At 70.2% G+C, this 26,224-nt stretch carries 25 protein-coding genes; 6 read left to right on the top strand and 19 right to left on the bottom strand.

What is annotated here, in order from left to right; translation table 11 throughout:
* Together ACFVWW_RS22535 and ACFVWW_RS22530 are read right to left on the bottom strand one after the other, a co-directional pair.
* Complete coding sequence (locus ACFVWW_RS22535) at positions 1-603, bottom strand: ATP-binding protein (protein ID WP_386878766.1); 603 nt, start codon at positions 601-603, stop codon at positions 1-3.
* Positions 596-955 (bottom strand): recombinase family protein, encoded by a 360-nt coding sequence (locus ACFVWW_RS22530; protein WP_386878765.1) that lies wholly within the window; start codon positions 953-955, stop codon positions 596-598. The genes ACFVWW_RS22535 and ACFVWW_RS22530 overlap by 8 nt, the downstream gene beginning before the upstream one ends.
* Before the next feature lie 187 nt (positions 956-1,142).
* On the opposite strand from ACFVWW_RS22530, the gene ACFVWW_RS22525 reads away from it, so the two are divergent.
* Positions 1,143-2,747, top strand: a complete 1,605-nt coding sequence (locus tag ACFVWW_RS22525) for an XRE family transcriptional regulator (protein WP_386878764.1) — start codon at positions 1,143-1,145, stop codon at positions 2,745-2,747.
* A 3-nt stretch (positions 2,748-2,750) separates the two neighbouring features.
* Here the strand turns inward: ACFVWW_RS22525 and ACFVWW_RS22520 are convergent, their stop codons facing one another.
* From ACFVWW_RS22520 to ACFVWW_RS22510, 3 genes are all read right to left on the bottom strand, one after another.
* Positions 2,751-3,566: an alpha/beta hydrolase gene (locus tag ACFVWW_RS22520; protein WP_386878763.1), complete on the bottom strand. Its 816-nt coding sequence runs from the start codon at positions 3,564-3,566 to the stop codon at positions 2,751-2,753.
* 361 nt (positions 3,567-3,927) lie between these two features.
* A complete protein-coding gene (locus ACFVWW_RS22515) occupies positions 3,928-4,134 on the bottom strand; it encodes a hypothetical protein (RefSeq protein ID WP_384185561.1) in 207 nt (68 codons plus the stop codon).
* A gap of 187 nt (positions 4,135-4,321) precedes the next feature.
* A complete protein-coding gene (locus ACFVWW_RS22510; RefSeq protein WP_384185558.1) occupies positions 4,322-4,579 on the bottom strand; it encodes a hypothetical protein in 258 nt (85 codons plus the stop codon).
* A gap of 204 nt (positions 4,580-4,783) precedes the next feature.
* Between ACFVWW_RS22510 and ACFVWW_RS22505 the strand changes: the two genes are divergently transcribed.
* On the top strand, positions 4,784-6,010 hold the full coding sequence (locus tag ACFVWW_RS22505) for a protein kinase (protein WP_386878834.1): 1,227 nt from the start codon (positions 4,784-4,786) through the stop codon (positions 6,008-6,010).
* A gap of 22 nt (positions 6,011-6,032) precedes the next feature.
* Here the strand turns inward: ACFVWW_RS22505 and ACFVWW_RS22500 are convergent, their stop codons facing one another.
* The 8 genes from ACFVWW_RS22500 to ACFVWW_RS22465 all read right to left on the bottom strand — a co-directional run bounded on the left by ACFVWW_RS22500 (position 6,033) and on the right by ACFVWW_RS22465 (position 17,132).
* Complete coding sequence (locus ACFVWW_RS22500; protein ID WP_386878762.1) at positions 6,033-6,851, bottom strand: TrmH family RNA methyltransferase; 819 nt, start codon at positions 6,849-6,851, stop codon at positions 6,033-6,035.
* 79 nt (positions 6,852-6,930) lie between these two features.
* Entirely contained in the window at positions 6,931-8,154 is a 1,224-nt protein-coding gene (cobA, locus tag ACFVWW_RS22495) for a uroporphyrinogen-III C-methyltransferase (protein WP_384330137.1), read from the bottom strand.
* A gap of 296 nt (positions 8,155-8,450) precedes the next feature.
* Complete coding sequence (gene cobT / locus ACFVWW_RS22490; RefSeq protein ID WP_386878761.1) at positions 8,451-11,963, bottom strand: nicotinate-nucleotide--dimethylbenzimidazole phosphoribosyltransferase; 3,513 nt, start codon at positions 11,961-11,963, stop codon at positions 8,451-8,453.
* Positions 11,964-12,297: 334 nt separating this feature from the next.
* Positions 12,298-13,518: a precorrin-6y C5,15-methyltransferase (decarboxylating) subunit CbiE gene (gene cbiE / locus ACFVWW_RS22485; protein WP_386878760.1), complete on the bottom strand. Its 1,221-nt coding sequence runs from the start codon at positions 13,516-13,518 to the stop codon at positions 12,298-12,300.
* 97 nt (positions 13,519-13,615) lie between these two features.
* Positions 13,616-14,254 (bottom strand): GNAT family N-acetyltransferase, encoded by a 639-nt coding sequence (locus ACFVWW_RS22480; RefSeq protein WP_384185544.1) that lies wholly within the window; start codon positions 14,252-14,254, stop codon positions 13,616-13,618.
* A gap of 172 nt (positions 14,255-14,426) precedes the next feature.
* Positions 14,427-15,278, bottom strand: a complete 852-nt coding sequence (locus ACFVWW_RS22475) for a MetQ/NlpA family ABC transporter substrate-binding protein (protein ID WP_386878759.1) — start codon at positions 15,276-15,278, stop codon at positions 14,427-14,429.
* Between the two features lie 91 nt (positions 15,279-15,369).
* Positions 15,370-16,041, bottom strand: coding sequence for a methionine ABC transporter permease (locus tag ACFVWW_RS22470; protein ID WP_384185538.1), 672 nt, complete (start codon positions 16,039-16,041; stop codon positions 15,370-15,372).
* The gene (locus tag ACFVWW_RS22465) at positions 16,038-17,132 is read right to left on the bottom strand and encodes a methionine ABC transporter ATP-binding protein (RefSeq protein WP_384185536.1); all 1,095 of its coding nucleotides are present in this window, start codon (positions 17,130-17,132) and stop codon (positions 16,038-16,040) included. The genes ACFVWW_RS22470 and ACFVWW_RS22465 overlap by 4 nt, the downstream gene beginning before the upstream one ends.
* Positions 17,133-17,679: 547 nt before the next feature.
* Here ACFVWW_RS22465 and ACFVWW_RS22460 point away from each other — a divergent pair.
* Entirely contained in the window at positions 17,680-18,039 is a 360-nt protein-coding gene (locus ACFVWW_RS22460; protein ID WP_384185533.1) for a hypothetical protein, read from the top strand.
* A 2-nt stretch (positions 18,040-18,041) separates the two neighbouring features.
* Positions 18,042-18,509 (top strand): hypothetical protein, encoded by a 468-nt coding sequence (locus tag ACFVWW_RS22455; RefSeq protein ID WP_386878758.1) that lies wholly within the window; start codon positions 18,042-18,044, stop codon positions 18,507-18,509.
* 78 nt (positions 18,510-18,587) lie between these two features.
* Here ACFVWW_RS22455 and ACFVWW_RS22450 read toward each other — a convergent pair whose 3' ends face one another.
* The 3 genes from ACFVWW_RS22450 to ACFVWW_RS22440 all read right to left on the bottom strand — a co-directional run bounded on the left by ACFVWW_RS22450 (position 18,588) and on the right by ACFVWW_RS22440 (position 20,959).
* Entirely contained in the window at positions 18,588-19,091 is a 504-nt protein-coding gene (locus ACFVWW_RS22450; RefSeq protein WP_384185527.1) for a GNAT family N-acetyltransferase, read from the bottom strand.
* Positions 19,092-19,127: 36 nt separating this feature from the next.
* On the bottom strand, positions 19,128-19,730 hold the full coding sequence (locus ACFVWW_RS22445; RefSeq protein ID WP_386878757.1) for a sigma-70 family RNA polymerase sigma factor: 603 nt from the start codon (positions 19,728-19,730) through the stop codon (positions 19,128-19,130).
* 74 nt (positions 19,731-19,804) lie between these two features.
* Positions 19,805-20,959 (bottom strand): glycerophosphodiester phosphodiesterase, encoded by a 1,155-nt coding sequence (locus ACFVWW_RS22440; RefSeq protein ID WP_386878756.1) that lies wholly within the window; start codon positions 20,957-20,959, stop codon positions 19,805-19,807.
* Between the two features lie 180 nt (positions 20,960-21,139).
* Between ACFVWW_RS22440 and ACFVWW_RS22435 the strand changes: the two genes are divergently transcribed.
* Positions 21,140-21,856, top strand: coding sequence for a lysophospholipid acyltransferase family protein (locus ACFVWW_RS22435; RefSeq protein ID WP_384185600.1), 717 nt, complete (start codon positions 21,140-21,142; stop codon positions 21,854-21,856).
* 153 nt (positions 21,857-22,009) lie between these two features.
* On the opposite strand, the gene ACFVWW_RS22430 is transcribed toward ACFVWW_RS22435, so the two are convergent.
* A complete protein-coding gene (locus ACFVWW_RS22430) occupies positions 22,010-23,551 on the bottom strand; it encodes an MFS transporter (protein WP_384185519.1) in 1,542 nt (513 codons plus the stop codon).
* A complete protein-coding gene (locus tag ACFVWW_RS22425; RefSeq protein WP_384185517.1) occupies positions 23,548-24,096 on the bottom strand; it encodes a TetR/AcrR family transcriptional regulator in 549 nt (182 codons plus the stop codon). The genes ACFVWW_RS22430 and ACFVWW_RS22425 overlap by 4 nt, the downstream gene beginning before the upstream one ends.
* Positions 24,097-24,224: 128 nt before the next feature.
* Between ACFVWW_RS22425 and ACFVWW_RS22420 the strand changes: the two genes are divergently transcribed.
* Positions 24,225-24,734 (top strand): HAD domain-containing protein, encoded by a 510-nt coding sequence (locus ACFVWW_RS22420; RefSeq protein WP_384185514.1) that lies wholly within the window; start codon positions 24,225-24,227, stop codon positions 24,732-24,734.
* Between the two features lie 19 nt (positions 24,735-24,753).
* Here the strand turns inward: ACFVWW_RS22420 and argH are convergent, their stop codons facing one another.
* The gene (argH, locus tag ACFVWW_RS22415) at positions 24,754-26,181 is read right to left on the bottom strand and encodes an argininosuccinate lyase (protein WP_384330119.1); all 1,428 of its coding nucleotides are present in this window, start codon (positions 26,179-26,181) and stop codon (positions 24,754-24,756) included.
* Positions 26,182-26,224 lie beyond the last annotated feature (43 nt).

The following is a 26,224-nucleotide window of genomic DNA, read 5'->3' as shown; positions in this document are numbered from 1 at the left end:
CTACGGGCCACCCGCGGCCGCACGCGCATCATGCACGTCAACGAGTAGCCGCTCCATAAGCGCCCTGTCCGAGCTGACGTACGCCGCAGTAATTCCAGTAGCCATTGCACGCTGTACGCGCTTTGGGAGTGGAATAATTTCGGGAGCGGCGATGGATGGCACTTTCATCGCATTGGTCAGCCATAGTTCGGCCCAGACAATTTTCCCGCCACTCTCCGGCCGGTAAACGCCCCACCGGTTACTGAGCATTTCCACCAGTAGCAAGCCGCGTCCGGACTCTTCCTCCGAACTGCTGGGCCGCATGACCGGCCGCTGTGAGCTGCTGTCCCATACTTCGATGTAAAGCCGGTCACCATCGATTCTGATTTGCACGCCGATGATCGCCACAGCGCCGAGGTCGGCACAGCTGGGTTCCGGGTCGAGAACACCGGTGGCCTTTACGGCGTTGGTGACAAGCTCCGAGGCGATAAGCTGCACATCATCGATGAGCTGGGCGAGATGCCACGAATCCAAGACATGGCCGGCGAACATTCGCGCACAGCTCACCGCGGTCACCGTGGCTGCAAACGTAATACGGCTGACGGTCTGCGGCGGCTTAGGCATCGCGGCTCGCCACCTCGTTTGCGTGCCGATGCGCCACCCAGACCGTGCCATTAATGGCGTTTGCGAGTTCGCCTCGCATGAATTCGGCCAATTCGAGGGTGTGGTGAAAGTGATCCGACGACGGAACGACGACGTCACGTACGTCTCCCGACCGGCAATCAGAAATCAACGCACTCCAGACGCCGAGGCGTTGTCCAGGGCCGTCCTCGATATACACGTCATCCAGTTCAAATCCTGCATGCTCGGCGAAGGCAAACAGCGACCTCCGTAGCCCGATTGCGCCTTCAACATCCATCCCCGTACATAGACGGATGTAGCCGAGTAGGGGTGGCCGGTTGTTCGAGATGGTCATACAGCTGCTCCTTGGCGTGCTCGGGGGTGAGGCACGGCCTGAGCCTGGTTGGTGTCCGCCGTCGGATGTCATGGCGGTGCCGCATGAGCGGATATGCATCAGACGCATAGACGGGCGGACGGCAGGGGCCTACGTTCTCTAGGCTTGGCACACGGCAAGCGGGAACCGGGTGGTCGGAGTACGGCATATGGCACAACAGGTTCGCCACTGCTCTTGCGGTACTCGGCTGGCCCACGACAACCAGAGCCGGCTCTGCACCGCCTGCCAGCGGCAGACACAGTCGCGTGCCCTCACCCGGGCCCCGACAGTGCCGGATGAGTTCTGGCGAGCCGAGCGGATGCGCGAAGCCCTGGCGAGCTGGCACATGGGCAAGGTCTTCTATGCCTACCGGACGCATCCTCACCACGGCCGCGCCCTCTCGCAGGAATCCGTAGCCGGATGGCTCGGCTTGAATCAGGCCCAACTGAGCCGCATTGAGAACGGCGCTCCACCTCAAGACCTCGGCAAACTCATGAGCTGGGCGCACAGCTTGGGCATTCTGGCTGACTTACTGTGGTTCAAGCTGCCGCACAGTAAATCCTCCACCACCGCATCAGTTCATGAGTCCGTGGAAACACTCCAATCGGCGCCGGATACGCCTGCGGCCGGCATGCTTTTGCCGGTTGTCATCAATGGCCGCTCCGTATTTCTGCCGTTGGATGCTCGTACGGTGGAAGCAAACGGTCTTGGCGGACTTCTTGACCCATGGGCAGAGTCGGCTGATGCCCGAAGCGCCACGGAACGAGACACCATGAGTCCGCTGAATCGTCGCACTGTCCTCAAGAGCGGAATCGCCGCCGCAGCCCTGCCAGGACTCGGTTTGGACGACCTACATCATATTGCCGCCGCACTGCAAGACGCCCGCCGTTACCTTGACGGGCCGGTCATCGCATACTTCCGCACACAGCTGGAACAGGCAAAGCGCGCGGACGGTGCACGCGGACCCAAGAAAACACTGCCTGCGATGCTCGGTCTCCTCGGTGCCATTGAACAGAGCGCTCGAGATGTGAAGCCGGCCGTGCGGCAGGAACTGCTGTCTGTCGGTGCCGATGGCGCAGAGTTCGTTGGTTGGCTGTACCGGGATATACACCAGCCGACCATCGCCGGTTTCTGGTACGACCGCGCCATGGAGTGGGCACAGGAAGCCAACGACCCCGCCATGCAGGGCTATGTGCTCCTCAAGAAGTCCCAGATGGCCTACGACGAACGCGACGCGTTGCGGCTTCTTACGCTGGCTCAAGCTGCCCGGCATGACCGCTGGAACCTACCGGTCCGTGTACAGGCCGAAGCCACGCAGCAGGAAGCACTCGGGTACGCGATGCTCGGCGAACCGCTGCATGCCGTACAACAAAAACTCGATGACGCGCACAGCATGCTGACCGGTCTCCCGGACGGACAACCGGACACGCTTGGCTCGTACTTCGCTGTGAACACGCTACTTCTCCGCAATGCGGTGACGTACACCGAGGCCGGCAAGCCGAGCCTTGCCTCTGATCTGTTCAGCGATGTGATCGCCTCCGGTTCACTGTCCAACCGCGACGCCGGTTTTTTCAATGCTCGGCGTGCGGCCGCATTGGCGCTCAGTGGTGAACCGGATGAAGCGGCGAGGGTCGGAAAATCGTCGGCGGACGTCGCGCTCGAAATGAAATCAGAACGGACCATACGGGTTTTGAGCGAGGTATTGCACACGCTGAGCCGTTGGAGCGGCCGACCCGCGGTGCGCGCATTCCGAAAGTCTCTCTGTGTGGCGTAAGCTCTATACGCTGCTCAGCCAGTCGGCCACGACACGAATGACGAAGGCTTGCCACTCCCGACTTTGGGGCTCTCGGTATTGCGGATCGTCGTGTACCGCAAAGCCGTGCTGAGAGCCCTCGATCTCCACCAATTTACAGGGACCGGCAAATTGCTCGACGGCGGACCGCGATGATTCGATAGGCACGAATGTGTCTTTCGTGCCATGCACGATGAGTGTCGGCGTCCGCACTTCACCGAGCGCTTCGTGAGGTTTGAGCCAGAAGACCTCGTTGAAGATGGGGCGACCGTGCTTGAGCGTCGGTGTGAACTGGATAAAACCTTGTTCCGAGAGTTGCTGCGCCGCCTCGTCGTCCAGACGGTCGCTCGTCCAGTACGAACGGCTGTCAATGGTGCGCTTTTTGTAGTCGAATTGCGGGTTGAACAGCACCAGGCGCGTGAGCTCGTCGGGGTGCTTGGCGGCATAGTAGGCACAGATACCGCCGCCGAAGCTGGCGCCGAGCAAGGTGACATTCCGTGCACCGGTTCGCTCTCGGACCTCCTCAATGCTCACGCGAATGTCATTGAGGACAGCCGACAGCGTCAATTCCTCCTGTCGGCCTTCACTCTCACCGTGGCCGCGCAGATCGAAGCGCAAGGACGCCACGCCGGCCTCCGCCAGACCGTCGGCGAGACGTGCGAAGAAGCCGCCTTCCTCACGGGTGACCCCTCCGCCATGAACGAGTACGACGGATTGCGAGCTGGGCGCCGAGGGCGTTACGAGCGTGGCCGCCAGGGACAGACCGTCGAGGGTACGAACCGTCACGTTGTCAGGAGACATGCCCGGAGCCTAGGCCCTGTCCGGTCGATCTTCGCGGGCCCGCGACGCCCGGCACGGCACCTCGCCGCGTTGTCGGAGTCGTCCAAGTACGTCCAGTACGAGGACGATCCTCCGCCTTGCGATGCACCGCACCGGACGCCGCGGGCTGACCCACGAAGATCGACCGGACAGGCCCTAGTGCCGTCGCAGGAGCACGAGCCCGGAGCTCACGCCCCCGACCCCGACGATCGTGGGCAGCGCGATGGCCGGTCAGCTCCCCAGCTGACCGGCCAAACGCTGCCGTCCGCCGCACCCCCGTCCCCACGGGGTTGTTGGTCGGATGTCCCCGACCCGGGCCGCTCTCCCGGGTCTGGGGCGCCGCTCAGCGCCCCAGCATCACTCCCACGGACGACGCTTGTGTGACCACCGCTTCCCAGCCGCCGAAGACGACCACGAGCAGTGTCGCCAGAGGAAGGACCATGGCCGTCGCCACCAACGGGTGACGCGTGCCGGACCGGCGTCCGCCGAACGCGGCGAACGCCCTGCGTCCCTGCGTGCGGATCATTGCCCGCGATGCCGTGTCCGCCATGGTCCCTCTCCTGTTCTGCCGACAGCGGCGAGTGTCTTACCTCGGGGGACGAGTGCCGCACTCGCCGCTTGACTTCAACATTAGGGACGCGACAGGACCCGGGCGTCATGCCCGCGTACCGATTGCCGGGCCTCCCGGAGGATGAGCCGCGTACCGGTGGTGTACTCCCCTGGGTGGAGAGGCGGGCCTACGCCTTGGGGTCTTCCCTGAGGGGACGCTCCGAGGAGTCCTCCCGGGGCACCGGCTGCTCGACCAGCGCGAGCACCCGGGTGGCCATGAAACGCGCCGTCCGCACCACTGATCCATTGCGGGTGACTTCGCTCACTTCCACCACGCCCCGGCGCACCGCCGTCTCCACCCGGCGGCCTGCCCGGCTTGCCACTACTTCGTACGTCCGAGTCGTGTCTCCCGCGTCCACGACTATCTCCACACGGTCACCCTTCACGATCCAATCCCCCTTCTGCGACGGACCATTGAGATCTCGCACGGGCCTGAGGACGTGGAATCCGCCATCCCCCGGCCACTCTTCAAGTTTCCCACCCGGCACTGACAATCGGACGGCCCGCGAGGGCGCGGCCTATGAGCACACCGGGGCGCGGGTACGTAAGCTGTGCCACGTCACACGGACGACCGGGCAGCGGGGATGGACATGGCGATGATGCGGCTCCGGCGCGAGGACCCGCGTGTCGTCGGTTCGTTCAGGCTCCACCGGCGGCTGGGCGCAGGCGGCATGGGTGTCGTCTATCTGGGTTCCGACCGGCGCGGCCAGCGGGTCGCGCTGAAGGTGATCCGGCCCGATCTGGCCGAGGACCAGGAATTCCGGTCGCGGTTCGCCCGCGAGGTCTCCGCCGCGCGGCGGATCCGGGGCGGCTGTACGGCCCGGCTGGTGGCCGCGGATCTCGACGCGGACCGGCCGTGGTTCGCCACCCAGTACGTGCCGGGGCCCTCACTGCACGACAAGGTCGCCGAGGACGGTCCTCTCTCCGCGGCCGAGGTGGCCTCGGTGGGTGCGGCGCTGTCCGAGGGCCTGGTGGCCGTGCACGAGGCCGGGGTCGTCCATCGCGATCTCAAGCCTTCGAACATTCTTCTGTCCCCCAAGGGCCCGCGCATCATCGACTTCGGCATCGCCTGGGCCACCGGCGCGAGCACGCTGACGCATGTCGGTACGGCGGTCGGGTCGCCCGGCTTCCTCGCCCCCGAGCAGGTGCGGGGCGCGGCGGTGACCCCGGCCACGGACGTGTTCTCGCTGGGGGCGACGCTCGCCTATGCCGCGACCGCCGATTCCCCCTTCGGGCACGGCAGTTCCGAGGTCATGCTCTACCGGGTGGTGCATGAGGAGGCACAGCTGTACGGGATGCCCGACGCCCTCGCGCCGCTGGTGCGGGCGTGTCTCGCCAAGGATCCGGAGGAGCGCCCCAGCACGCTCCAACTGTCGATGCGGCTCAAGGAGATCGCGGCCAGGGAGGCCCAGGGGCTCTCGGAGGGCCGGCCGCCCGTGCAGCGGGAGCGCGGCGCGGAGGTGCCGACGGGGCGGCTGACGGAGCGGTACACGGAGCGCGTCGTCGAGCGCGGCGCCCAGGGCCGTACGCCGGGCGCGTCCGGCACCCACTCGTCTCGTCCTTCCGCCCCCCGGGGCGCCGGCTCGTCGTCGCGCACCGGCTCGTCGCCCCGTACCGGCGGCTCGCGCCCCCCGCGCCCCCGCGGCGCCTCGCGTACGGGCAGCGCGGGCACTACGGGCCGTCAGGGCACCGGCCCACGCACGACATCGGCCGGACGGCGGCCCGCCAACCCCCGTCTGCTGCGGCAGCGGCTGATCGTCTTCGTCGTCGTGACGCTGATCGTCGCCCTGGGGATCGCGGCGGCCCAGCAGCTCTGAGCGGGAACCGTATGCCGCCGGGTCAGTTCTCGGGCCGGCCCGTGGTGACCGCGTAGAAGGCGACCGCCGCGGCGGCGCCGACATTCAGTGAGTCCACGCCGTGCGCCATGGGGATACGGACCCACTCGTCGGCGGCGTCGAGCGCCCGCCGTGACAGTCCGTCACCCTCCGCGCCGAGCATCAGCGCGACGCGCTCCAGCCGGTGCGGGGCGGCCGCGTCCATGGGGGAGGCCTTCTCGTCGGGCGTGAGCGCGAGCAGCCTGAAGCCCGCTTCCCGTACGGCGTCCAGCGCCGTGGGCCAGCCGTCGAGCCGGGCGTACGGAACGGAGAACACCGCGCCCATGGAGACCTTCACCGAGCGGCGGTAGAGCGGGTCGGCGCAGTCCGGGGAGAGCAGGACGGCGTCCATCCCGAGGGCCGCCGCGCTACGGAAGATCGCGCCGATGTTGGTGTGGTCGTTGACCGCCTCCATGACGGCGACGCGGCGGGCCGTACGGAGCACCTCAGCGGTCGTCGGCAGCGGTTTGCGCTGCATGGAGGCGAGGGCGCCGCGGTGCACGTGGTAGCCGGTGACCCGCTCGGCCAGCTCGGGGCTCACCGCGTACACCGGGGCCGGGACCTCGTCGATGATGTCCCGCATGGTGTCGACCCACTTGGCCGAGAGCAGCATCGACCGCATCGCGTAGCCGGCCTGCCCGGCCCGCCGGATGACCTTCTCGCCCTCGGCGATGAACAGGCCTTCCGCGGGCTCGCGCCTGCGCCGCAACTCGACGTCGGTCAAGCCGGTGTAGTCGCGAAGGCGCGGGTCGTCGGGGTCGTTGACGGTGATGAGTTCAGCCACAGGGTGATACTGCCTTGTCCGGGATGGCGCGCCCACGCGGGGGCGGAAGATTGGTTACTGCCCGTCACCGAGGGCATGGTTACTGCCCGTCACCGAGGGCGACGACATCGCCGATGACGATGACGGCCGGGGGCCGTACCCGCTCGGTGCGTACGGTCTCCCCCACGGTCGCGAGCGTGGCGTCCACCCGCCGCTGGGCGGCGGTGGTGCCCTCCTGGACGAGGGCGACGGGCGTCTCGGGGGCCTTGCCGTGTTCTATCAGCGCCTGGGCGATGGCGCCGATCTTGTCGACGGCCATCAGCAGGACGAGCGTGCCGCGCAGGCGCGCGAGCGCGGCCCAGTCGACGAGTGAGCGGTCGTCGTCGGGGGTGACATGGCCGCTGACCACGGTGAACTCATGGGCGACGCCCCGGTGGGTGACGGGGATTCCGGCGGCGCCCGGCACGCTGATGGAGCTGGAGATACCGGGCACCACCGTGCAGGGGATGCCGGCCGCGGCGAGGGCGTGCGCCTCCTCCATACCGCGTCCGAAGACGAAGGGGTCACCGCCCTTGAGACGGACCACGGCCTTGCCCGCCTTGGCGTGCTCGATCAGCGCGTCGTTGATCGCCTCCTGGGCCATGGCGCGGCCGTACGGGATCTTCGCGGCGTCGATCACCTCGACGTGCGGCGGCAGCTCGGCGAGCAGGTCGCGCGGGCCGAGGCGGTCCGCGATGACGACATCCGCCTCGGCGAGGAGCCGCCGGCCGCGCACGGTGATCAGGTCCGGGTCGCCGGGGCCGCCCCCGACCAGGGCCACACCGGGGGTACGGGTGCGATGGTGGGGCGCGGCGAGGGTGCCGTCGCGCAGGCCCTCGACGATGGCGTCCCGCACGGCGGCGGAGCGGCGCGGGTCACGCCCGGTGAGCACGGCGACAGTGACGCCCTCACTGCGGCCGGTGGCGGGGGTCCAGGCGGTGGCGGCCTCCGCGTCGTCGCTGCGTACGCACCAGATCCGGTTCCGCTCGGCCTCGGCGGAGGCGGTGTGGTTGGCGGCGGGGTCGCTGGACGCGATCAGGGCGTACCAGGCGTCGGTGAGGTCGCCCTCGGCGTACCGCCGGCGCTCCCAGCGGATCTCGCCGGCCTCCGCCATGGCCTCGACGGAGGGCTTCGCGGACGGCGAGACGAGCACGATGTCGGCACCGGCCGCGATGAGCGCGGGAAGCCTGCGCTGCGCGACCTGACCGCCGCCGACGACGACAACACGCCGCCCGGACAGGCGGAGTCCGACGGGGTAGGCGGGGTGCTCGGCGTGCTCGGCCATGTCGCTACGGGCTCCTCGGGGGCGGCGATCGGTGCGGGGCCGCTGCGAGGGCGAAGCGGCTGGTGGGGGCGGGGGACGGCCCCGGCGCCCAGCTTACGTTGCGCGGTGTGGGCGGGGTCCGGGCGTGGGCGGGCGTGGGTGGGTGAGCGGGGCTCGGGCATGGGCGGGCGGGTGCGAACGCCGGCGCGGTACGGGTACGGGCGCCGGCGCCGGCACACGGCCGGGGGCTCCGCAGGCGCGTGCCCGGACGGCGTGATGTACAGCGCGTGCAGGCCGGTGGGCCCGCCGCGTACGGCCTACTTCTCCGTCACTCCCGCCGAGTCGAACGTCGCCACGTCGTGCATCGCCCTGGCCGCGCTCTGGATCACCGGGAGGGCCAGCAGCGCGCCCGTGCCCTCGCCGAGTCGCAGGTCCAGGTCGACCAGGGGGCGCAGGCCCAGTTTGTTCAGGGCTGCCACATGGCCCGGCTCCGCGCTGCGGTGGCCCGCGATGCAGGCCGCCAGCGCCTCCGGCGCGATGGCCCGCGCGACCAGCGCCGCAGCTCCCGCGCTCACGCCGTCCAGAATCACCGGCGTACGCATCGACGCGCCGCCCAGCAGGAATCCGACCAGCGCCGCGTGCTCCAGGCCGCCGACCGCCGCCAGGACGCCCACCGGGTCGGCCGGGTCCGGCCGGTGCAGTTCCAGGCCGCGCCGGACGACATCGACCTTGCGTGCGTGCATCTCGTCGTTGATCCCGGTGCCGCGCCCGGTGACCTCCGCCGGGTCCTGGCCCGTGTAGACGCAGATCAGGGCGGCCGACACCGTTGTGTTGGCGATGCCCATCTCACCGGTGAGCAGCGCCTTGTTACCGGCGGACACCAGGTCGCGGGCCGTCTCGATACCGACCTCGATCGCCGAAAGGACCTCCTCGCGGCTCAGCGCGGGGCCCGTCGTGAAGTCGGCCGTACCGGCGCGGACCTTACGGGGCAGCAGCCCCGGCGAGGCCGGAAGCTCACCCGCGACGCCCACGTCCACGACACAGACCTCCGCCCCCACCTGGGTCGCGAACGCGTTGCACACCGCGCCGCCGCTCAGGAAGTTGGCGACCATCTGGCCCGTGACCTCCTGCGGCCACGGGGTCACGCCCTGGGCATGCACGCCGTGGTCACCCGCGAAGATCGCGACAGCGGCTGGCTCCGGAATCGGCGGCGGGCAGAGCCGGGACAACCCGCTCAGCTGCGCCGAGATGATCTCCAGCATGCCGAGCGCGCCGGCCGGCTTCGTCATCCGCTTCTGCCGGTCCCACGCCTCCCCCAGCGCCTTGGCGTCCAGCGGGCGGATCCCGGCGATGGTCTCCTGGAGCAGATCGTGCGGTTCCTCGCCGGGCAGGGCGCGGCGGCCGTACGTCTCCTCGTGGACGACCCACGACAGCGGCCGGCGCTTGGACCAGCCCGCCTGCATCAGCTCGGGCTCCTCGGGGAACTCGTCGACGTATCCGACGCACAGATACGCCACGACTTCGAGGTGCTCGGGAAGGCCCAGCGCACGGACCATCTCGCGCTCATCGAAGAAGCTGACCCAGCCGACGCCGAGACCCTCGGCGCGGGAGGCGAGCCAGAGGTTCTCCACCGCGAGGGCGGAGGAGTACGGGGCCATCTGCGGCTGGGTGTGCCGGCCGAGGGTGTGCCGGCCACCGCGCGTCGGGTCGGCGGTGACGACGATGTTCACCGGGGTGTCGAGGATGGCCTCGATCTTCAGTTCCTTGAACTGCTTGGCCCTGCCCTTGGGCAGCGACTTGGCGTACGCGTCACGCTGACGCTGCGCCAGCTCGTGCATGGACCGCCGGGTCTCGGCAGAGCGGATGACGACGAAGTCCCAGGGCTGGGAGTGGCCCACGCTGGGCGCGGTGTGCGCGGCCTCCAGGACGCGCAGCAGCACCTCGTGCGGGATGGGGTCGGAACGGAAGCCGTTACGGATGTCACGGCGCTCGCGCATCACCCGGAGCACGGCCTCGCGGTCGGCGTCGTCGTACCCGGACGCGGCGGGGGAGCCTTCTTCGACGGTCTGGACGGCTTGGACGGCCGGTACGGGCTGGACTTCCGGGAGTTCCGGGGCTTCCGGAAGGCCGGGCTCGGGCTCGGGCTCACCGAGGAGTTCCGGTGCCGGTGCGGGCTCCGGTGCGGCCTCGTACACGGGCTCGGGTGCGTATACCGGCTCGGACTCGTATACGGGCTCGGGCTCGGGTACGGGCTCCGATTCGGGCGCGGGCTCTTCCGCTGCCTGGGCGATCGGCTCCGGGGCCAGGACCGGGTCCGCGACCTGTTCGGCCGGCTCTTCGGGCGCGGGCAACTCCACGGCGGGGGTGGGTACTTCCTCGGCGGCCTGCTCGGCGGCGACCGGCTCGGGGGTAAGCAACTCGGGGGTAAGCGGCTCGGGGGTAAGCGGCTCGGCGGCGACCGGCTCGGGGACAACCGGAATCTCGACCTCCGCTTCTGCTGCGATCTCTTCGGCCGCTTCGGCCTCGGGCTCCGGCGGCGCCTCCGCGACGACGGGCTCGGCCGGCGGAGCAGGCTCGACCGGCTCCGGGGCGACCGGCACGAACTCGGCCGCGGCGGCCGGGTCCTGTGCGGCGTCCTGTACGGGGACCGGCTCGGGCTCCTGCGCGGCTTCAGGGGTGGGCTCGGGCAGCTCCGCGACCTCCTGGACCGGTACCGGCTCCGGGACGACCGTTTCTGCCGCCACCTCCGCCTCCACCGGCGCGGGCCCGGCCTCGGACTGCGGCGGCTCGGCCACCCAAGGGGCCCCGGCCTGCGGCAGAGCCTCGCTGAGCTGCGGTCCTGGCAGTACGTCCGGGTCCTCACGGGGGACGTCGAGGTACTCAGGTCCCGTGGTGGGCGGCCCCTGGGTCTTCGCCCGTACGCGGACGGCGTGCGCCGACGTGCCCGCCGGTCCGCGGTCGGCGAGCGAACGGACCACACCGCCGGTCGGGTCGGGCACCGAAGGGCCCAGGTGCAGCGGGCGGCGCACGGGGGGCGGGGTGGGGTTCGAGACGGTCGACGGGAAGCGCACGCCCCTGAGGTCCACCGAACCGGAATCCCGGCCACCGGCTTCATGCGCGCCGGGCCGGTGCAGGTTCTGTCCCCGCCCGATGGATCCCTGCGCGGCGGCCTCGTGCGCGGGCTGAGCGACGGCCTCTTCGGGCTCCGCGGGAGCGGTCGCCTGAGCCGGCGCCTCGGCCACGGCCACCGCCACCGGCGCCTGCCCCATCTGCGCCTGATACTCGGCCTGGGCCTGGTACTCGGGCTGCTCCTGGTACTGAGCCTGGGCCTGGTACTCGGGCTGGGCCTGGAACTGCTGCTCGGCGGTAAATTCCTGCTGCGTCCGGTACGCGTCCTGCGCCTGTGTCTGCGTCTGCGTCTGCGTCTGTGACACCGGCTCCGCCTGTTCTATGGGCGGCACCTGCTGCTGGATCTGCGTCTGCTCGGGGACCGGGTACCCCTCAGGCGTGGCGTATCCCTCGGCGACCGCGTACCCCTCGGCGACGGCATAGCCTTCGGGAGCCACGTACCCCTCCGGAGCCGCGTACCCCTCGGGGGCCGCATACCCCTCGACCGCGTACCCCTCGGGGACGGCATAGTCGGCGGGCACCACCTGGGGGTCGTTCCACCCCCCCTGCGCGCTCGGCATCAGCAGCAGGTCTTCGTCCTCGGTGGCGGGGGCGGAGGGGTCGAGGTAGGTGTACGCGCCATGAGCGGGGATGCCCGGCTGCTCCACCATGCCTGCGTTCTCCGGCAGTCCCTCGCCCGGGACCTGGCCGGTGTCAGTCATGCGTACCCCTCGCCCATTGGTTGTGCTCCTTCAGCCCTTCACCGGGGCGCCCGATCTTCGGCGCTCCCGGCCCCCGTCCACTACAACGAGCGTGGGCGCCGCGCGGCACGAACAGCGCGCGGTCATCCAGCATTCTCGCGGCCATTCACAGCCGTGACAGGAGTTCCGCCACGGTCCGCTGTGGGCTGCGCCACGTCGCGCGTCCCCCGGTTGCCGCCGTACCACATGAGAGTCCAAAACGGGCCCCTTTTCCGGACATTGACCAACGAAGTGACGAACGCCCGGCAGCGGTACAACGATCGGCCAGCCTACCTCGCGCCGTCCGGCAACAGGGTCAGGGGGCGCTGTCGGGGCGCTGCCCGGAGAGCAGGAAGACGACGGATCGCTCGCGCTCGGACCAGGCGCCGGTGTCCAGGTCGACGGACTGGAGCAGGGCGCACTCCACCTCATATCCGCCTTCCCGCAAGGCCGTTCCGACCGCCTCGGCCTCGTCGCGCGTGGCCGCGTGAGTGACGATCCGCTCGGGCCTGCGGTCGGCGCAGGCGATGACCACGTCGATGCCACCGCCGCCGATCCGTACGACATCGGGCTCGGGCAGCCGCTCCAGCACGTGCGGCGCTCGCCCCTGGACGACCTGGAGCTGAACGCCCGCACGCCGGGCGGCCGCTGTCGTGCTGGCACAGGCTCCGGGCTCGTCGTCGACGGCGATCACGGCCGCGCCGAAGCGGGCCGCCTCGGCGGCGAGCGCGCCGCTGCCCGAGCCGATGTCCCAGATCAGGTCGCCGGTCCTGGCGCCGAGGCGGGACAGCTGGGCGGCGCGCAGCCAGGTCGACTCGCCCTCGTCGAGGTCGATGCCGTACTCCTCGGTGGGCAGCGCCCAGCCCCGCACAGCCGGCGGATATCCGGGGTCACGGCCGGCGATCCAACCGCCGGACGGCGAGGCCGCGGTGCCGGTCCCACCGACGACGATCACGACATTGGGGTCGCGCCAGACATGGTCGGCGGCCTTCTCGGAGGTGAGGACGGTGACCTGTTCCCGCTCGGTGCCGAGTTCCTCGCAGATGACGAAGGTGCGGTGGACCCCTTCGAGGAGCAGCGCGAGTTCGGCGGGTCCTGCGCCCGGGGAGGTGAGGACGGCGACCTTGGTGTGCGCCCGGCAGACGTTGATGGCGCGGCGCAGCGTACGGCGGTGGGCGACGACGATCTGGGCGTCGTCCCAGGCCATCCCGGCGCGGGCGAAGGCGCTGGCCACGGCGGAGACCGCGGGGACGACTTCGACCTCCAGGCCGTGTTCGGGCGCGCGCAGGGTGCGTACGACTCCGAAGAAGCCGGGGTCGCCGTCGGCGAGGACCACCGCGCTGCCGCGGTGCCCGGCGATACGGCGGGCCGCCAGTTCGATGCTGCCGAGCCGGATGCGCTCGGCGTCGGCCGGCACCTCGGGGAGTGCCAAATGGTGGGCGGCCCCGGCCACCAGCGTGGCAGCGGAGAGGGCGGACGTGGCCGCGGCGGTGAGGGGCGAACCGTCCCAGCCGATCACCGTGACGCGGTCGGCCATCGTCGTCAGTCTCCCGAAGTCGTCACAGCTGGCAGGGTGAGCACGGTGAGAGTACCTGGCCCGGGACGAGGGCGGCCGGGCGGTGGGGGTCCGGCCGTCAGTTCCAGTCGGTGAAGGACGCGTAGCCGCCCGCGTCGGCCATCTGTTCGGCGACGCCTTCGAGGTCCTCGGGCAGCAGGCTCCAGACGATCAGATCGGTGCGGATGTCGGTCCAGCCGCCGTCCTCGGTCTGCGTACGCGCTATCCAGGCGTTGCGCAGGACGCCTTCGCTGATACAGCCGATCTTCTGCGCGACCTGCTGGGAGGCGGTGTTGTCGGCGGCCGTGCGCACCTCGATGCGCTCGAACTTCTGGTCGCGGAAGAGCCACTGGGCTGCCGCGAGCACCGATTCGGTGGCGTATCCCTCGCCGCGGGCCCAGGGGGCGGTGACATAGGCCGCCTCGGTGGCGAGGATGTGCCAGTTGGTGCTGTGGAAATGAACGAGGCCGACGAGGCGCTGGGTGAGGAACTCGTTGACGGCGAAGACGATGCCGCGCCCCTCGGTGCGTTCGGCGGGGGCGATCCGGCTGACCCATTCCTCGGCGTCCGCCGCGGTGTACGGGTGCGGCACGGAGGTCCACGCGGTGACCATTTCGTCGTTCATCATCTCGATGTGCGCCGGAATGTCCGACGGCTCGAAGGGGCGGAGCACCAATCGCTCCGTGCTGATGGAGACGTCCGGAAAGGTGGTAGTCATGCGCAGCTCCATGCCTCAGTCCGTCGTAAATGCACAGCATGCAGCATCCGGTCGGGGACGCGCATGGCCGGGTCCGTACGGCTGCGTGGGCCCCGCGCACGACCGGCGTGTGCGGGGCCCTCGCTGACAAGAACGTTACTGCTGCGCCTACTTGCGGGGTTGCCCGACGGGGTTAGCCGGCCGCGCCGAACGCGGGCACGATCGAGCCGTCGTAGGTGTCCTCGATGTACTCCTTGACCTCGGGCGAGTTGAGGAGCTTCGCGAGCTTCAGCACGCGCGGGTCGCTCTCGTTGCCCTTCTTGACGGCGAGGAAGTTGGCGTACGGGTTGCCGTCGGCCTTCTCCAGGGCCAGGGCGTCCTGGGCGGGCTTGAGGTCGGCCTCGATGGCGTAGTTGCCGTTGATGACGGCGGCGTCGACGTCGTTCAGGGCGCGCGGCAGCGTGGCGGCCTCCAGCTCCTTGAACGTGAGGCCCTTCGCGTCCTTGATGTCGGAGAGGTTGGCGTCGGTGCCGGCGCCGTCCTTCAGCGTGATCAGACCGTTGTCCGCGAGCAGCTTGAGCGCACGGCCCTCGTTGGTGGTGTCGTTCGGGATCGCGATGCTCTGGCCGGACCTGATGTCCTTGAGGTCCTTGGCCTTCGAGGAGTACAGGCCGAGGGGCTCCAGCTCGACGTTGACGACGGGCACGATGTGGGTGCCCTTCTTCTTGTTGAAGTCGTCCAGGTACGGCTTGTGCTGGAAGAAGTTGGCGCCGACCTCACCGCTCTCGGTGGCGGTGTTCGGCAGGACGTAGTCGGTGAATTCCTTGACCTCCAGATTGAGGCCGGCCTTCTCCGCCAGGTTCTTCTTCACGAAGTTCAGGATGTCGGCGTGCGGCGTCGGGGACGCGGCGACGACCAGCGGCTTTGACGTGTCGGCGGCGCCGGACGCAGAGGTGGCGCCCGGGTCGGAGGCGGTGCCGCAGGCGCTGAGGCCGAGGGCAGCGGTGGCGGCGGCAGCCGCGGTGAGCTTGACGGTGGTGCGCACGAAGAGTGCCTCTTTCCGGTGGTGCGGTGGTGATAGCCCGGACAAGGAGTGCGGGCCGTAGGGGGAAACTCAGGGGTTCAGGAAGTGGGGTTCAGGAAGTGGTACGGCCGCGACGCGCCAGCAGCCGTACGGCGCCGTCACCGAGCAGCTGGATCACCGTGACGATGGCGATCAGGATCACGACCGTGGCGATCATGAAGCCGTTCTCGAAGCGCTGGAAGCCATAGGTGACGGCCTTGGATCCCAGGCCCTCGCCGCCCACCGCTCCCGCCATGGCCGAGTAGCCGATGAGCACGATGACGGTGGTGGTGACGGCGGAGACCAGTGAGGGCAGCGCCTGCGGCAGCAGCACCTTGCGGACGATGGTGGGGATCGAGCCGCCCATCGCCTGGACGGCCTCGACCAGCCCGTGGTCGACCTCGCGGATCGCCGTCTCGACGAGACGCGCGAAGAACGGGATGGCGCCGATCGCCAGCGGCACGATCATCGCGGTGGGGCCGATGAAGGTGCCGATGACCAGGGTGGTGAACGGGATCAGCGCGATCAGCAGGATCATGAACGGCAGCGAGCGGCCGATGTTCACGACCACGCCGACGGCCTTGTTCACCGGGGCGTTCTGCAGCAGTCCGCCCTGGTCGGTGAGGACGAGCAGGATGCCGAGCGGCAGTCCGCCGGCGAGGGTGACGAGCGCGGACCACAGCACCATGTAGAGGGTGTCGATGGTCCCCTGGGACAGCAGCGGCTGCATTTCCGACCAGGTCACGTGGCACTTTCCTTCACCAGTTCGGAATGGGGTTCGTCGACGGTCTCGACCTGGAGTCCCTGCTCGCGCAGGAAGCCGACCGGCACGACGTTGTCCTCGTAGCGGCCGGGCAGTTCGATCCGCATCCGGCCGATCTGGCGTCCGCCGACGGTGTCCATCGCGGCGCCCAGGATCGATATGTCGATGTTGTACGTCCGGGAGAGCTGCGAGATCACCGGCTGGGTGGCGGCCTCGCCGTGGAAGGTGACATCGACGACCGTACGGTCAGGTCCCGTCGGGGCCCCGCCCACCGGGAACAGCTCCTGGGCCAGCCGCGAGCCGGGGGTGGCGAGCAGTTCGCCGACCGTGCCGGACTCGACGATCCTGCCCTTCTCCATCAGCGCGGCCGAGTCGCAGATCGTCTTCACGACCTCCATCTCGTGCGTGATGAGCAGGACCGTCAGACCGAGCTGCTGGTTGAGGTCGCGCAGCAGCTGGAGGATCGAGCGGGTGGTCTCGGGGTCGAGGGCGCTGGTCGCCTCGTCGGAGAGCAGCACCTTGGGGTCGCCGGCCAGCGCGCGGGCGATACCGACGCGCTGCTTCTGGCCGCCGGAGAGCTGGGCGGGGTAGACCTTGGCCTTGTCGGCGAGACCGACGAGGTCCAGCAGCTCCAGCGCGCGGCGTGCCCGCTCCTGGCCGGAGACGCCGAGGATCTCCAGCGGCAGTTCGACGTTGTCCTTGACCGTGCGCGAGGACAGCAGATTGAAGTGCTGGAAGACCATGCCGATCGAACTGCGCGCCCGGCGCAGCTCCTTGCCGGCCCGCCGGCCGCGGCCGGCGAGTGCGGTGAGGTCCTGGCCGTCGACGCGCACGCTGCCGGCGGTGGGGCGTTCGAGGAGGTTGACGCAGCGGATGAGCGAGGACTTTCCGGCGCCGCTCTGTCCGACGACTCCGAAGACCTCGCCCTCGCGGACATGCAGGTCGACGCCGTCGAGAGCGGTGACTTCACGGCCTCGCGACCGGGCGGGCCGGTAGATCTTCGTCAGGCCCGTAGTAGTGATCACAGGGGTATCCGTCACTGTCGAGTGCGCGGCGAAATGTCCGCCGGGCACGGGGCATTCGTCATTCCGTCGCGGCACGGCCGAGTCGGTGGGTGACCGGGGGGCGGCGTGCGCGAGGGGCGGGCGGGCACAGTCCGGCTCTACGGCCCTGAGGGCAGGGCTGTCATGGCGTACGGACTCGGCGCGGCCGCGTGGACTTTGTCGGGTCTCGCTTCGGGGCGCGAGACTCAGGCAGGGGCCCTCAGTTGGCGCACATTCGACACAGACAACGAGCACCGGGCGTCGTGATCGCCTCGGTCGCGGGGGCGCGGTTGCTCGTCGTGGTCATGCGGTAAGTAAAACAGACGTCCTTATTGACGAAGGAGGCGCGTCCGCATAGCGGACAGACCTGTCGCACCGTTCCGGCCTCCGCTCTCCGGGCTGTGACCTGCGCCGACACGGCGGGAAGAGGGATCACGGCCGCCTGCGCGATCAGCTCCGTACGGCCCCGCCGTGTGGTCAACGCCACGGTTCGCATGCCCGGCCGTCGCTGCCGCGCCCTTCGGCTGACGCGGGGGCGCGCGTGTCGGGCCTTTTGCGCCGTAATACTCTCGGGCCCATGCTTGTCGCCCTGACGGTCACGGTCTCCGTGGCCGCGCTCGCCCTCGCCGCCTGGTGCGGTTTCGCCGCCTACCGCGACCAGCCCACCAAGGACTGGCACTTCATCGGCATGGCCGTGGTGTCGGTGCTGGCGCTGGCCCAGCTGGTGGTGGGGATCGTGCAGCTGGCGCGCGGTGAGAAGGCCGACCAGGGCTCGGTGATCTTCATCTCGTATCTGCTCGGTGCCCTGCTCGCGGTGCCCGCGGCCGGTTTTCTGTCGCTGAGCGAGCGGACCCGCTGGGGCTCGGTGACGGTCTCGGCGGGGGCGGTCGTCCTGGCCGTGCTGGAAGTACGGCTCCACGACATCTGGGGAGGCTGACGATGGACGGGTCCAGCGGCGCCGCGAAGACGCACAAGAAGACGGGGAACGAGACGGGGAACGGGGCAGCCGAGGGGGCGTCCCGGGCCAGGCTGGTCCAGGGGCCCGGTCTGCTGCTGGTCTGGCTGTACGGCGTGATGTCGGTCGGCGCCGTGTCCCGGTCGGTCTACCAGATCGCCACCGAGTTCGACCGGGCGCCGCTGGCCTACGCTCTCTCCGCGGTCGCCGCCGTGGTGTACGCGTTCATCACGTACACCCTCGTACGCGGCGGGGAGGCGGCGCGGAAGGCGGCGCTGGTGTGCTGCGCCGCCGAGCTCGCGGGCGTACTGACCGTCGGGACCTGGACGCTGGCCGAGGCCGCCGCCTTCCCGGACGCCACGGTCTGGTCGGACTACGGCATGGGGTATCTGTTCATCCCCGTACTGCTGCCGGTCACCGGCATCCTGTGGCTGCGCCGCTCACGGCGGTGAGGAGCGGAATCCCCCTCGTGCCGGGGAGGATTCCACCGCTCACCGAACGGGCGGCGCGGTCCGCGAGGTCCGGCCGGATCAGGCACTGGCCACGTACGCCCCGGCCGACGCCTGCTTCTCCAGGGTGACGAGTCGCAGCCGGGGACCGGTCTGCTCCGTCGACACGGGCGCGTAGCCGCGACTGCGGTAGAGCCGCAGATTGCCCTCGCTGCGATGGCCGGTGAAGAGCTGGAAGCGCTGGGCGGCCGGCTCTCCCGCGAAATGCACCTCGATGGCGTCGAGCAGTCGGCCGCCGAGACCGTGGCGCCGCATCCGCGGGTGGACGATGAGTTTGGCGATCCGGGCGGTGCCGGTCGCGTCGATACTGCCCCGTACCGAGGCCACCACTTCGTCGCCGAGGCGCGCCACCAGGCCGTGGCCATGGTCGAGTTCGGCCCGCAGGTCGTCGAGGGTCTGGGTGAGGGGCTCGATGGTGTAGTCGCCGTAGAGCTCGGCCTCGTTCTGGTAACACAGGTACTGCAGCTTCAGGATGTGCTCCGCGTCCTGCGCACTCGCCGCTGAGATGGTCACGCTCATGCCCATGTGTGCATGCCTCCCGCTCACCTGCTCGCCAATGGTCTACCGCTCCTTTCCCCCGAGTTCTGGAGCGGCAACCTCCGCTGCGAGCATTCTGCGCAGGTATCCCAGGCATCTGGCACGCAATGGTCCCAAACTGCCCTGTGACATACCCAACTCCCCCGCGATCTCGCGATAGGTGGGGTCCTTCGGCGACAGCATCGCGGTGAGCACCCGGGGGCAGCGGCCGGGCGTGCGGCGGACCGCCGCGCGGAGCGTGCGCCGCCGTTCGGCGCGCAGCGCGGCTCGTTCGGGGTCGGCCCCGGGGCCGGACTCCGGGCCCGCGGCGGGCTCGTCGCGGTACGGGTGTTCACGGGCGGCGGTGCGCCGGGCGCGGCGCGCTTGGGCCCGGACGACGCCCCGCACCCAGCGCGCGGCGTCGTCCGGCGGCCCCTCGCCGTCCATGCGCTCCAACAGCCTTAGCCATACGGCCTGTTCGAGGTCGCCCGGCTCCGCCCCGGCCGCCGGCGCCTCCGCGGCCGCCTCCGCGCGCACGAGCGGGAGCAGCGCCTGTACGAGATCCTCCCGGCCGGGGCGAGCGCGCCGCGGTGCCGGGGCGGACGGGCGCGGTGCGCGGCGGGACGGGGTGGCTTCGGCGAGGGTCATGTCCGGCGGGACGTTCCGGCGGCGACGGCCGGTTGCTCCCCGGCCGGGCAGTCACCCGACCGGGGCACCCGTCGTCAGCGGCTGACGAAGTCGGCTCGCGCCAGCAGACCCGTGTCCGGGTTGTCGGTGAAGATCCCGTCGATGCCCTGCTCGAAGTAGACCTTGAACGCGCCGAACGCGTCGCCGTACGCGTTCGGGTCCGTACCGCGCCGGAAGTCCGCGGGCAGGAAGCTGTTCTCGTCGCGCAGCGTGAACGGGTGGAGGATCAGGCCCTTCGCGTGGGCGTCCCGTACCAGCGTCGTGGGCGTGCCCAGCTTGCCCGAGGTGTCCTTCGGGATGATCAGGTCGAGCGTCGGCCCGATGCCCTGCGCGAAGGACGCGATCCACTTCAGGCCCTCGGGCTTGACCAGATCGGCGACCGTGCGCGGGTCGCCCGCCACCCTGAAGTCCCACGGCCGGGTGCCCGCCGCGTCGAGCAGGACGACGCGCGGCGAGGAGACCAGCTTCGCCATCCGCTGCATGCTGCTCGGCTCGAAGGACTGGAGGAAGATCGCGGAGTCCTTGCGGTCGCGCCCGTACCGGCGCAGCAGCTTCGCCAGCCGCTCCTCCAGGCCGAGGCCGAGGCCGCGGAAGTAGGTGGGGTGCTTGGTCTCGGTGTACAGCCAGACCGGGCGGCCCCGGCGGCGGCCCTCGTCGTCGGCCCAGCGCAGGACCTCCTCGAAGGTGGGGATCTCCCAGCGGCCGTCGTACAGGGTGTTGCGCTGGCGGGTGCCCGGGATGCGCTCCTTGGCGCGGAGCGTCTTCAGCTCGGCGAGCGTGAAGTCCTCGGTGAACCAGCCGGTGAGGCTGACCCCGTCGACGGTCTTGGTGGTCTTGCGGCCGGCGAACTCCGGGTGGTCCGCGACATCCGTCGTCGCGGTGATGTCGTTCTCGTGACGGCACACCAGATGTCCGTCCTTGGTGGGCACCAGGTCCTGCTCGATCACATGCGCGCCGAGGTCGAGGGCGAGCTGGTACGAGCCGAGGGTGTGCTCGGGGCGGTAGCCGCTGGCCCCGCGGTGGCCGACGATCGTGGGCACGGGCAGGCGGGTGTGCGACGGTCCGTGGCCACCGCCCCGCTCCTGCTCCGCGGCCTGCGCCGTGGCGGGCAGTGCCATGGCCGCCGAGCCGAGCACCGCCGCTCCCAGTACGGTCCGCCGTCCGGGCGTGTTCCGCGCACCCTGTGTCATGAACGCTCCTTGATGTGATGTCCCGCACCTGTCAAGCGAGGCCCGAGCGTAGGCGGCTATGCCTGCCAGGTGGGAGACCCTGGGAGAACGTGACGGAAACACACGTCAACACCGTGTATCCAGCGGGTGAACCCGATGTGCGATCCCCTTGGGCCGCGAGTATCGTCCTCACCTGCAAGGATTTCGCCGGCCATCCACGACCGTCCCACGACACCGGAGGACCCGTTGTCCCGCTTCGCGCTCATCAAGGCAGTGCTCGGACCGCTCGTGCGCCTGATGTTCCGCACCCGAGTGGAAGGCGCCGAGCATATTCCGGGGAGCGGACCGGTCATCCTCGCCGGCAACCATCTGACCTTCATCGACTCGATGATCCTGCCCCTGGTCTGTGACCGTCAGGTCTTCTTCATCGGCAAGGACGAGTACGTCACGGGCAAGGGCCTCAAGGGCCGGCTGATGGCCTGGTTCTTCACCGGCGTCGGGATGATCCCGGTGGACCGCGACGGTGGGCGCGGCGGGGTCGCGGCGCTGATGACGGGCCGTCGGGTGCTGGAGGAGGGCAATGTCTTCGGCATCTACCCGGAGGGCACCCGTTCACCCGACGGCCGCCTGTACCGGGGGCGCACCGGCATCGCGCGGCTGACGATGATGACGGGGGCGCCGGTGGTGCCCTTCGCGATGATCGGTACGGACAAGCTCCAGCCGAACGGCTCCGGCATGCCGCGCAGCGGCAAGGTGACGGTGCGCTTCGGCAAGCCGATGGAGTTCTCGCGGTACGAGGGTATGGACCGCGACCGCTATGTGCTGCGGGCGGTGACGGACTCGGTGATGGCCGAGGTCATGCGGCTGTCCGGCCAGGAGTACGTGGACATGTACGCCACGAAGGCGAAGGCCGCGTAGGCCCTGTCCGGCGGGTCTTCGCGGGCCCGCGACGCCTGACGGCGCGGCGGCCGGGCCCGGAACCGGCCGCCCGGCCCCCTGCCGACTGCGGTGTCCTGCGCCGACCGCCGCGCCCTCCCGGCGTACCGCAGCGCCCCCGCCGGCCGCTGTTCCTCAGTGCTCCACGGTGTCTTCCAGCTTCTGGCCGCGCAGCAGGAACCACGCCGCCACCGCCGTCGCCAGCAGGACCGCCGCGCCCACGCCCGACGCGAGGCGCAGGCCGTCCACGAAGGCGTCCTGGGCCGCGGTGACCAGGGCCGTACCGGCGTGTCCCGATAGGCCGGACGCCACGTCGACCGCGCCGCCCAGGGACTCGTGGGCGGCCGAGGCCGCTCCCACGGGGACACCGGGCGGGGTGGGGAAGTCCCGGTAGACGCCGGTGACGATCGAGCCCAGTACGGCGATGCCGAGCGCAGCGCCCAGTTCGTAGGCCGTCTCCGACACCGCGGAGGCCGAGCCCGCCTGCTCCTTGGGGACGTTGGAGAGGATCACGTCCGCGGTCACGGTGAAGGAGAAGCCCGCGCCGACCCCGACGACGAGCAGCACCGCGCCCAGCAGCGGATAGCCGGTGGACTGGCTGAGTCCGGTCAGCACCGCGAGGGCCAGGCCGATCGCCGCGAGACCGCCGGCCACCACCGACCGTACGGTGAAGCGGCGGGCGGTGGCCCCGGCGATCAGGCCCGCCGTCACCGCGCCCACGGCCGCCGGAAGTTCGGCCAGACCCGCCTCCAGCGGGCGCATTCCCTGGACCAGTTGCAGGAACTGCGACAGGAAGAAGACCAGTCCCGACAGGCCGAGGATGGTCAGCAGGTCGGCCAGCACGGCGCCGGAGAAGCCCCGGCTGTGGAACAGCCGCATGTCCAGCAGCGGGGCGGGCAGCGTGAGCTGTCTGCGGACGAACCGGTACAGTGCGACCGCGCCGACCACTCCCACCACGGCGGCGTCCCAGCGCGGCCCGTGCGCCGCCATCTCCTTGACGGCGTATACGACCCCGACGATGCCGATGAGCGACAGCAGCACGCTCGGCACGTCCCAGGGGCCGGGCGCGGGGTTCTTCGACTCGGGCAGCGTCCTGACACCCACGATCACCAGCACCGCCATTACGGGCAGATTGATCAGGAAGACCGAGCCCCACCAGAAGTGCTCCAGCAGGAAGCCGCCGACGACCGGGCCGACCGCCGCGCCCGCGGAGGCCATCGCGCCCCAGATGCCGATGGCGAGGCTGCGCTCCTTGGGGTCGTGGAAGATATTGCGGATCAGGGCGAGGGTGGCCGGCATCAGGGTCGCGCCGGCGACACCCAGCAGCGCCCGGGCCAGGATCATCATGTCCGGGGTGGTGGCGTAGGCGTTGAGTACGGAGATCCCGCCGAAGGCGACCGCGCCCGTCAGCAGGAGCTTCTTACGGCCGATCCGGTCACCGAGGCTGCCCATGGAGACCAGCAGGCCGGCGATGACGAAGGAGTAGATGTCGCCGATCCAGAGGAGCTGGGTGCCGGACGGCTTGAGGTCCTCGCTGAGGAACGGGGTGGCGAGGCCCAGCACGGTCGCGTCGACGGCCACCAGCAGCACGGCCAGGACGAGCACGGCCAGCGCGATCCACCGCCCGGGGCGGGGGTTGAGCTCGCTCTTCGCCACGGTCCTGTAGGTGCTGGTCATGTCCTCACGCTCCGTCGTGCTCCGCCGAGCAGCAACTCGACGATCATGTATTGGAAGTCCTTGGTGGCGACCCGGCCGTCCTGGACCGCCCAGGCGCAGGAGCCGATGAGCCCGTAGAGGGCCTCGGTCAGCCACGCGGCGCTGAGGTCGATCCGGAACTCGCCCCGTTCCTGCCCGCGCCGGAAGAGCGCGGAGAAGCGGGCGTCGATCCGGTTCCAGCCCTCGTTGACCTCGCCCTCGAAGAGCTCGTTCTCGGTGACGAGGAAGGCGAGGAGCCCGGCGGCGGGCTCGATCTCCGCGACGACCCGGCGCAGCGCCTCGCCCGCGGGGCCCTCGTCGAGCCGGGCGGCGTCGAGCGCCGTCTCCAGCTCCTGGATGCCCAGCTCCTCCAGCGCCCTGATCAGCGCGCCGCGCCCGGCGAAGTGCCGGTGGAGCGTCGCCCGCCCGATGCCCGCGGCCCTGGCGACCTCGTCCATGGTGGCGGTCGCCTTGCGGGTGAGGAGGGCGGCGGCGGTGCGCAGCACCTGATCACGATTAACAGCCATGAGACAACCATAACCCACATGAGACACAGATGTCTCATTCTGCGGACGGCGGGCCGCCTGGGCCGGTCGCCTCGGCCTGTCGCACCACGGATACGTACGCGCCCACCGCGCTGGAAAGGAACACCCATATGAAGCCACTGCTGCTGATCGACGTCGACGGTCCGCTCAATCCGTACCTCGCCCTGTCGGAACCAGGGGCGCCGGACGGTTACGTCAGGTACCGCATGCGGCCCTCGGCCTGGACGGAGGTGCAGTCCCTGCCCGTGCTGCTCAATCCCGGGCACGGCGAGGAACTGCTCGCGCTCACCGACCGGTACGAGCTGGTCTGGGCCACCACCTGGAAGGGTGACGCGAATGAGTGGATCGGCCCGCGTCTCGGGCTGCCGGAGCTGCCGTACATCGACTGGCCCCAGATGCACGGAAAGGCCCCTCGCGGGACCTTCTGGAAGACGCGGTACATCCTGGAGTACGCGGCCGGGCGGCCGTTCGCCTGGGTCGACGACGACATAGCGTTGTACGACCACGAATGGGTGGAGCAGCGACACCTCGCCGCCGCCCTGCTGCTGCGCATCGATCCGGGGACCGGACTGACCCGGCCGGACTTCGACGCGCTCGCGGACTGGGCGGCGGCGCTGTAGACCACGGTCGCCGCGGCGGCTACTTCCTGGCGGTGGCCCAGGCGCGCTGGATCACCAGGTCGGCCTTGACCTCGGAGAGCTGGACGGCCACCGCCGAGGGAGCCGTACCGCCCCGGCCGTTACGGGAGGCCAGCGAGCCCGGCACATTGAGCACCGACCGCACCTCCGGGGTGAGGTGCGCGGAGATCTTCGCGAACTGCTCGTCGGTCAGCTCGTCCAGCTCGATGCCCAGCGTCTCGCACTCCTTGACGCACTCCCCCGCGACCTCGTGCGCCACCCGGAACGGCACACCCTGCCTGACCAGCCATTCCGCGATGTCCGTGGCGAGCGAGAAGCCGGCCGGGGCCAGCTCCTCCATCCGCTCCCGGTGGACGGTCAGCGTCGCCATCATGCCGGTGAAGGCCGGCAGCAGGACCTCCAGCTGGTCGCAGGAGTCGAAGACCGGCTCCTTGTCCTCCTGGAGGTCGCGGTTGTACGCGAGCGGCAGGGCCTTCAGCGTGGCCAGCAGCCCGGTCAGATTGCCGATGAGCCGGCCCGACTTGCCGCGCGCCAGCTCCGCGATGTCCGGGTTCTTCTTCTGCGGCATGATCGACGAGCCGGTGGAGAAGGCGTCGTGCAGGGTGACGAAGGAGAACTCCTTCGTGTTCCAGAGGATGACCTCCTCGGCGATCCGGGACAGGTTGACGCCGATCATCGCGGTGATGAACGCGAACTCGGCGACGAAGTCGCGCGAGGCCGTGCCGTCGATCGAGTTCCCCACCGAGCCCCGCTCGAAGCCGAGGTCCGCGGCGACCGCCTCGGGGTCGAGCCCGAGCGAGGAACCGGCCAGCGCGCCGGAGCCGTACGGGGAGACCGCCGTGCGCTTGTCCCACTGCCGCAGCCGCTCCGCGTCCCGGGACAGCGACTGCACATGGGCCAGCACATGGTGGGCGAAGAGGACGGGCTGCGCGTGCTGGAGATGCGTACGGCCCGGCATCGCGACGTCCGCGTGCGCCTCGGCGAGACCGACCAGCGCGTCCTGGAGCCCGGCGATGAGCCCGCCGATGATCCGGGCGTGGTCGCGGAGGTACATCCGGAAGAGCGTGGCGACCTGGTCGTTACGGGAGCGGCCCGCGCGCAGCTTGCCGCCGAGGTCGGCGCCGAGACGCTCCAGGAGACCGCGCTCCAGGGCGGTGTGGACGTCCTCGTCGGCGATGGTGCCGGTGAACGAGCCGTCGGCCACATCGGCTTCGAGCTGGTCGAGACCGGCCAGCATGCGGGTCAGTTCGTCGGCGGTGAGCAGCCCGGCCTTGTGGAGCGCGCGGGCGTGGGCCCGGGAACCGGCGATGTCGTACGGCGCGAGCCGCCAGTCGAAGTGGACGGACGCGGACAGGGCCGCCAGCGCGTCGGAAGGACCGTCGGCGAAACGGCCGCCCCAGAGCCGGACATCACCGTTGTTGCTGCTCACTACTGCTCCTCAGAGGGGTCGGGAAGTGCGACCGCCTCCCCGG

The sequence above is a fragment of the Streptomyces sp. NPDC058198 genome, from assembly GCF_042882605.1.
Classification (GTDB): domain Bacteria; phylum Actinomycetota; class Actinomycetes; order Streptomycetales; family Streptomycetaceae; genus Streptomyces.
This window is presented reverse-complemented; position numbering and strand designations above follow the sequence as displayed.